Raw genomic sequence first — 7,133 nt, 5'->3', positions numbered from 1 at the left:
GGCCCGGAACCGCGCCGGGTTGGCCGGGGACCGCGCCGGGCGCGGTGGGGAGCTGGAGCGTGCCGGTGACCTGCGGGCGGGAGCCGGTGCTGGGGACGGTGTCGGGCAGCGGGTCGGCCCAGGCGGGTGTGGCGAGCGCCGCGGCCGCGACCGCCCCCAGGAGGGCGGACCAGAGCGCCGGGCGCAGGACCGGTGAGATCACCGGCTGCCGACCTCGTCGCCGTCGGGCCTTGGTGCTGTCGACCATTCCGCTCCCCGTCCGGTCTGGTGCGCGCCACGCGTCGTGGGCGTGTTGGGACAGGACGGCCCCGGTGTGTGTTCCGCCCCACCCTGTCTTACCTCACCGACGCAGCGATGTCGATGTGCGGAGCGTGACCGGAGGTGAACCGGGTCGCTGCCGCCGACCGCGTGGGCGGTCCGTCCGGCCCGCGACGTACGCTCGATCGGTACCCCAGGTGGAAGGACGTGGCTTTCGGATGGACGCCGGACTCAAGCGCGAGCTCGAAGCGAAGGTCTACGCGGGGGAGCGGCTGACCCGCGAGGACGGCATCGCCCTCTACGCCAGCGACGACCTGACGTGGCTGGGCCGGCTCGCCCACCACAGGCGTACGGAGCTCAACGGCGACCGGGTGATGTTCAACGTCAACCGGCACCTCAACCTGACGAACGTCTGCTCCGCTTCGTGCGCGTACTGCTCGTTCCAGCGCAAGCCGGGCGAGAAGGACGCCTACACGATGCGCATCGACGAGGCGGTGCGCAAGGCCAAGGAGATGGAGGACGAGCAGCTCACCGAGCTGCACATCGTCAACGGCCTGCACCCGACGCTGCCCTGGCGCTACTACCCCAAGGTGCTGCGCGAGCTGAAGGCCGCGCTGCCGAAGGTCAACCTCAAGGCGTTCACCGCGACCGAGGTGCAGTGGTTCGAGAAGATCAGCGGGCTTGACGCCGACGCGATCCTCGACGAGCTGATGGACGCCGGCCTGGAGTCGCTGACCGGTGGTGGCGCCGAGATCTTCGACTGGGAGGTCCGGCAGCACATCGTCGACCACAACTGCCACTGGGAGGACTGGTCGCGGATCCACCGGCTGGCCCACGCCAAGGGCATGAAGACGCCGTCGACCATGCTCTACGGCCACATCGAGGAGCCCCGGCACCGGGTCGACCACGTGCTGCGGCTGCGTGAGCTGCAGGACGAGACCGGGGGCTTCCAGGTCTTCATCCCGCTGCGCTACCAGCACGACTTCGTCGACTCGGCGGACGGCAAGGTCCGCAACCGGATCCAGGCCCAGACCACGATGGCCTCGCCGGCCGAGTCGCTCAAGACGTTCGCGGTCTCCCGGCTGCTGTTCGACAACGTCCCGCACGTCAAGTGCTTCTGGGTCATGCACGGGCTCTCGGTCGCCCAGCTCTCGCTCAACTTCGGCGTGGACGACCTGGACGGTTCGGTCGTCGAATACAAGATCACCCACGACGCCGACTCGTACGGGACGCCGAACACCATGCACCGGGACGACCTGCTCCACCTGATCTGGGACGCGGGCTTCCGGCCGGTCGAGCGGAACACCCGCTACGAGACCGTCCGCGAGTACGACGCCGCGCCGTCGATGGCCGAGCGCCGCTCCGAGCCGCAGCAGGTCTGGGCCTGACCCGGCGATGAGCACGCAGGAGCAGCAGCGCGCGTTTCCCCGGCGGGACGCCGAGGGGCGCATCCTCACCCTCGGCGACCTGCTCGGGGTGACGCTGGCCGGCCTGGTGATCGGGCTGCTGGCGCTGCTGCTCTTCGAGTGGGCGTTCGCCACCCTGGGCGACGGCGGGTTCGGGCGCACCAACGGGTGGCTGGCGGTGATCCTGCCGCTCTGGCTGTTCTGGGACGACTTCCGGGCGTGGGAGTTCGGTGCGGCCCGGGTGCTGGCCGCCCTGGTCGGCATCGCGGTCGGCGTCCTCGCCGGTCTGCTGGTGGCCGGGCTGGCCGCCGGGCTGCCGGCGCTGTTCACCGGCGCGCTGGCCGCGGCGGTGTTCACCGTGGTCTACGCGGTCATCTGGTTTCATGGCGTGCACTGGCTGGCCCGGCGGACGGGCTGAGGCGCGGAGAGAGTGGGAATTGCGGGCATGAGCGCGGCGGTCAAGTACACGCTGGGCCGGATCGGGCTGTTCGTCGCCGTGCTGGCAGCCCTCTGGTTCGTCGACATGAACATGTTCCTGCGGCTGATGCTGGCGTTGGTGTTCTCCGCCGCGCTGTCGTTCTTCCTGCTCAAGGGCTGGCGGGACGAGATGGCCGGGGAGATGGCCGACGCGTCGGAGCGTCGCCGCGCGGAGAAGGACCGGCTGCGGTCCGCGCTTGCCGGCGACGACCAGGCCGGGCCGGAGGGCGAGCGCCGGGACGGCTGAACGCCGCCCGCCCGGAAACGGGGCAGCGGCCGCCCGACCCGGCCGCTAGGGTCAGCCGCCGTGAGTTTCCTGAACAAGATCGACGGATGGCGGACCAAGGTGTTCGTCTGGATCGGCCTGCCGGTGATCGCCGGCATCGGGCTGATGATGGGTGCCACCGACCTGCTGCCCACCTGGCAGGCGCACAACGGCGGCGGCACCGCGGGCACGTTCACCGCGGTGTACGAGGACTGCGGCCGGCGCAACTGCGAGTGGCGCGGCACCTTCGCCGCCGACCAGGGTGACGCCCGGCGCGCCGACGTCATCCTCTACGACGCCCCGGACGGCCTCGCCGTGGGCGCGACCGCCCCGGCGCGGGACACCGGCGCACGGGCCGGCGTCTTCTCCACCACCGGCGGGTCGACGTACCTGCTGGTCACCGGTCTGACCCTGGCCGGCGTCGCCGCGCTCGTGGCGTGGCTGGTGATCATCGTCCGGGCGGTGCGGAACCGCCGCGCCAAGCCCGAGGGCGAGCCTGTCTCGTTCGCCCCGTCCCTCTGATCGCGACGCACCGGGGCCCGGCGCGGGGAACGCGCCGGGCCCCGGTCCGGGTCACCAGTTGGTCGAGCCCGGGACCACCGGCCACCACCGGTCGGTCGGCTTGATCAGGTACGCGATGCCGCCGGAGCCGGAGGCCACCGTGCCGTTGGCCCGGTACCGCTTGGTGCGCAGCCAGATCTGCTCGAACTGTTCGCGCTGGTAGACGTTGCGGACCGCCTCGTTGGAGGAGGACGCGGGGTCGTTGACGATCACGTCACCGTCGGCGGTGAAGCCGACGATCACGAACAGGTGCCCGGAGGTGCCGTAGTTGGCCCCGTCCAGCTCGCTGGCCAGGAACGACTGCGAGGTGACCACCGGGATGCCGGCCTTGACGAAGCGCTCGGCCTCGTCCAGCGAGTGCAGTCGGGTGACCCGTGCCTCCAGGCCGGGGAAGCCGGCCGCGTAGGCGGTGTTGAACGGCCAGTTGCCGGCGCCCTCGTACTCGTGGTCGTAGGTCATCCGGGCGGCGTGGTCGACGGTCGGGTCGGGGTAGGAGGGGTCGACCCAGGCGGTGTCCTCGGCGGAGGGCTTGCGACCCCAGTACTCGACCACCATCTCGGTGGAGGTCGGGGAGCACCAGGCCTCGCCGCCGCCGTCGTACTCCGGGTACTCCCCGATGTGGACGTTCTGCGAGTAGCGCGGCACGGCCAGCTCGGTGCCCCAGGCGATGCCACCCCGGCTCGGGGTGACGGTGAACCGGTCCGGCACGTTCGAGGCCATCGCGCCGACCATCCGGACCTGCGGCGCGGCGGCCTGCCCGGGCGCACGGTAGAGGGTGAGCCGGAGCTGGTACGAGCGCAGCAGCACCCCGGCCGCCGCGTCGTCGATCGAGAACGTGTCGGTCCAGATGCTCGACCAGGGGTCACCCTGGCCGTCCAGCGTGGCGCGCTTGATGTCCTGGTCGCCGGAGGCCCAGCGGCCCATGACGTACCACGGGGTCTGTGCCCCGGTGTTGTAGGTGCCGTGCAGCTCGACCTGGATCCAGGTGCCGGCCGGGGTGCTGGCGTTCCACGACGCGACCAGCTCGGTGGCGTCGAACCCGATCCGCCGCTCGGGCGAGGTCCAGGTGGCGTACTCCCAGGTCCGGGTCGTGCCGGTGTGTTCGTCGGTGAACTCGGTGGTGCCGGCGGGCCGGGCGAGGGTCAGCGCGGGGTGGCGGCCCGGGACGGCCCGGGTGCCCTGGTGGGACCCGCCGCGCCAGTCGGGGTAGCGGGAGAACTCCTGGAACGTGATCTGTTCGTCGTGGGTGACGCCCGGCCGCGGCGCGTGTGCCTGGACCGGTGCGCTGGTGCCGAGGAGGGTGAGCGCGGTGAGGCCGGCGAGGGCGACCGCGCGCAGGGGTCTTCCGAACATGGCAGCTCCACAGGGAAACGGCATCGTTGCCGTTCACTGTCGCGCTTGGCGGGAAGTTTCGCCAGATGTTCAGGCATGGAAAATCATTGCCGACGTGACGATCCGGTCGGGATGCCCCCGTAGAAAGACAGATGTTGATATGACCATGTGACTGCTGGTGAAGTGTGCGGACAACGGGATCTCCCGTACCCCCAGGAGGTTGTCGATGGCCTTCCGCACGTCCCCGCTCCGCCGCCGGCTGGCGCTCGCCGCCGCCGTCGGCCTGATCCTCGTCACCGCGGCCGCCGGACCGGCCGCCGCCCGCCCGGCCCCGGAGCGGTCCGGTGAACCGGCCGCCGTCGCCTACCGGGTGCTCGGCCCGCGTACGCTCGCGGACCGCAGCGCGGTCGCCCGCACCGGAGCCGCGATCGACTACTCCGAGCACGGTGTGCTGCACGTCACGGCCACCCGCGCCGAGGCCGCCGCGATCACCCGGCTCGGCTTCCGGCTGGAGAAGGACGTCGCCCCGGCGCCGGCCGGCGGCGCGACCGCGTACGCCTTCCCGCCGGCCGACTCCAACTACCACGACTACGCCGAGCTGACCGCGGTGGTGAACAAGGTCGTCGCCGACCACCCGAGCATCGCCCGCAAGCTCAGCATCGGCACCTCCTACCAGGGCCGGGACCTGATGGCGGTGAAGATCTCCGACAACGTCGGCACCGACGAGAGCGAACCGGAGATCCTGTTCAACGCCCAGCAGCACGCCCGCGAGCACCTGACCGTCGAGATGGCGATCTACCTGCTCAACCTGTTCACCGACAACTACGGCACCGACTCCCGGATCACCACCATCGTCAACTCCCGGGAGATCTGGATCGTCCCCACGGTCAACCCGGACGGCAGCGAGTACGACATCGCCACCGGCTCCTACCGCTCCTGGCGGAAGAACCGGCAGCCCAACAGCGGCTCCTCGTACGTCGGCACCGACCTGAACCGCAACTGGAGCTACCAGTGGGGCTGCTGCGGCGGCTCGTCCGGCTCGAAGTCGTCGGACACCTACCGTGGCCCGTCCGCCTTCTCCGCGCCGGAGACCGCGGCGCTGCGCACCTTCGTCAACAGCCGCGTCGTCGGCGGCGTGCAGCAGATCAAGGCGAACATCGACTTCCACACCTACTCGCAGCTGGTGCTCTGGCCGTACGGCTACACGTACAGCAACACCGCCACCGGGATGAACGCCGACCAGTACAACACCTTCGCCACCATCGGCCGGCAGATGGCGGCGACCAACGGCTACACCCCGGAGCAGTCCAGCGACCTCTACATCGCGGACGGCACCAGCATCGACTGGATGTGGGGCACCCACAGGATCTGGGCGTACACCTTCGAGATGTACCCCGGCTCGGCCTCCGGCGGCGGCTTCTACCCGCCCGACGAGGTGATCCCGGCGCAGACCTCGCGCAACCGGGACGCCGTGCTGCTGCTGTCCGAGTACGCCGACTGCCCGTACCGGGCGATCAACAAGCAGAGCCAGTACTGCTGACCTCACCACGAGGTGGGGACCCCGGTCCCACCCCCGCCGGGGTCCCCACCCACCCCGCCCGTCCGGGTGATCTTCACCGCCCGTGCGCTACCGTGGCACCGACCGTGCCACAGCGAAGCCGGTGCGAAACCGGCGCTGTCCCGCAACTGTGATGCCCCGTACGCGCGGCGTCGGCCTCCCGCCGACGCCGCCGTACGTGGGACGAGCCAGGTCGCCTGCGGCCCGGTCGCGACACGCGCTCTCGAGGAAGGGCGCCTCGCGGACGGGCCTTCCTCCTGTCGGCGAAGCACCACACTCCTCGACCGACAGGAGGACCGATGTCCCGACGTACCCCCCGGCTCTTCGCCACCGCGCTCGCGGCCGGCGCGCTGCTGCTCGCCGGCTGCGCCGAGAAGACCGCCACCGACACCCCGGCCGCAGGCGGCTCGGGTGGCTCGTTCCCGGTCAGCGTGGGCAACCTGACGCTGGAGAAGCGGCCGGAGAAGATCGTCTCGCTCTCGCCGACCTCGACCGAGATGCTCTTCGCCATCGGCGCGGGCAAGCAGGTCACCGCCGTCGACGACCAGTCCAACTACCCGGCGGACGCCCCGAAGAGCGACCTCTCCGGCTACCAGCCCAACGCCGAGGCCATCGCCGGCAAGAACCCCGATCTCGTGGTGATCGCCAACGACACCAACAAGATCGCCAGTCAGCTTGTCGCGCTGAAGATCCCGGTGCTGCTCGCCCCGGCCGCGAGCACGCTCGACGACACCTACCGGCAGCTCACCGACCTGGGCAAGCTCACCGGCCACCCGGCCGAGGCGGACGCCGTGGTGCGGAAGATGAAGGACGACATCACCGCGCTCACCAAGGACCTGCCCAAGCGCGCCGAGAAGCTGACCTACTACCACGAGTTGGGCCCGGAGCTGTACAGCGCGACAAGCAAGACGTTCATCGGCACCATCTACGCGCTCGCCGGCCTGGAGAACATCGCCGACCCGGCCGACGCCGACGGGAAGAACGGCGGCTACCCGCAGCTGTCCCAGGAGGTCATCGTCAAGGCGAACCCCGACTTCGTCTTCCTCGCCGACACCAAGTGCTGCCAGCAGACCGCCGACACGGTCAAGGCGCGCAGCGGCTGGGCCGGCGTGGCCGCCGTGAAGAACGGCCAGATCGTCGCGCTGGACGACGACATCGCGTCGCGCTGGGGCCCCCGCGTGGTCGACCTGCTCAAGGTGATCGTCGACGCCACCGCCAAGGTCCCGGCCTGACCGTGGCCCTTCGACCGGTGGACGCCGCGCCGGCCGGGACGCCC

At 70.9% G+C, this 7,133-nt stretch carries 6 protein-coding genes, 2 pseudogenes and 1 riboswitch; of the genes and pseudogenes, 6 read left to right on the top strand and 2 right to left on the bottom strand.

Going from position 1 to position 7,133, the window contains the following annotated elements; translation table 11 throughout:
- Positions 1–247: pseudogene (locus tag HUW36_RS03550) on the bottom strand (NlpC/P60 family protein); the annotation flags it as partial.
- 229 nt (positions 248–476) lie between these two features.
- Here HUW36_RS03550 and mqnE point away from each other — a divergent pair.
- From mqnE to HUW36_RS03530, 4 genes are read left to right on the top strand one after another with little or no spacing between them, the layout of a single operon-like run.
- Positions 477–1,646, top strand: a complete 1,170-nt coding sequence (gene mqnE, locus HUW36_RS03545) for an aminofutalosine synthase MqnE (protein WP_174526767.1) — start codon at positions 477–479, stop codon at positions 1,644–1,646.
- 7 nt (positions 1,647–1,653) lie between these two features.
- Positions 1,654–2,082: a hypothetical protein gene (locus HUW36_RS03540; RefSeq protein ID WP_174526766.1), complete on the top strand. Its 429-nt coding sequence runs from the start codon at positions 1,654–1,656 to the stop codon at positions 2,080–2,082.
- Positions 2,083–2,109: 27 nt separating this feature from the next.
- Positions 2,110–2,388, top strand: a complete 279-nt coding sequence (locus HUW36_RS03535; protein ID WP_174526765.1) for a DUF4229 domain-containing protein — start codon at positions 2,110–2,112, stop codon at positions 2,386–2,388.
- 60 nt (positions 2,389–2,448) lie between these two features.
- Positions 2,449–2,928, top strand: a complete 480-nt coding sequence (locus HUW36_RS03530) for a hypothetical protein (protein ID WP_174526764.1) — start codon at positions 2,449–2,451, stop codon at positions 2,926–2,928.
- Between the two features lie 51 nt (positions 2,929–2,979).
- Here HUW36_RS03530 and HUW36_RS03525 read toward each other — a convergent pair whose 3' ends face one another.
- Positions 2,980–4,320 carry a C39 family peptidase gene (locus tag HUW36_RS03525; RefSeq protein WP_174526763.1) on the bottom strand — a complete coding sequence of 447 codons (1,341 nt, stop codon included), beginning with the start codon at positions 4,318–4,320 and terminating at the stop codon, positions 2,980–2,982.
- A gap of 205 nt (positions 4,321–4,525) precedes the next feature.
- Here HUW36_RS03525 and HUW36_RS03520 point away from each other — a divergent pair.
- Both HUW36_RS03520 and HUW36_RS03515 read left to right on the top strand, forming a co-directional pair.
- Positions 4,526–5,836 (top strand): annotated as a pseudogene (locus HUW36_RS03520) (M14 family metallopeptidase); the annotation flags it as partial.
- A gap of 120 nt (positions 5,837–5,956) precedes the next feature.
- A riboswitch (cobalamin riboswitch) is annotated at positions 5,957–6,050 on the top strand.
- A 106-nt stretch (positions 6,051–6,156) separates the two neighbouring features.
- Positions 6,157–7,089, top strand: coding sequence for an ABC transporter substrate-binding protein (locus HUW36_RS03515; RefSeq protein WP_174526761.1), 933 nt, complete (start codon positions 6,157–6,159; stop codon positions 7,087–7,089).
- Positions 7,090–7,133 lie beyond the last annotated feature (44 nt).

The organism is Micromonospora maritima, assembly GCF_902825405.1.
GTDB classification, from domain to species: domain Bacteria; phylum Actinomycetota; class Actinomycetes; order Mycobacteriales; family Micromonosporaceae; genus Micromonospora; species Micromonospora maritima.
The sequence above is the reverse complement of the archived record's forward strand: the minus strand, read 5'-3'. Positions and strand labels throughout refer to the sequence as shown.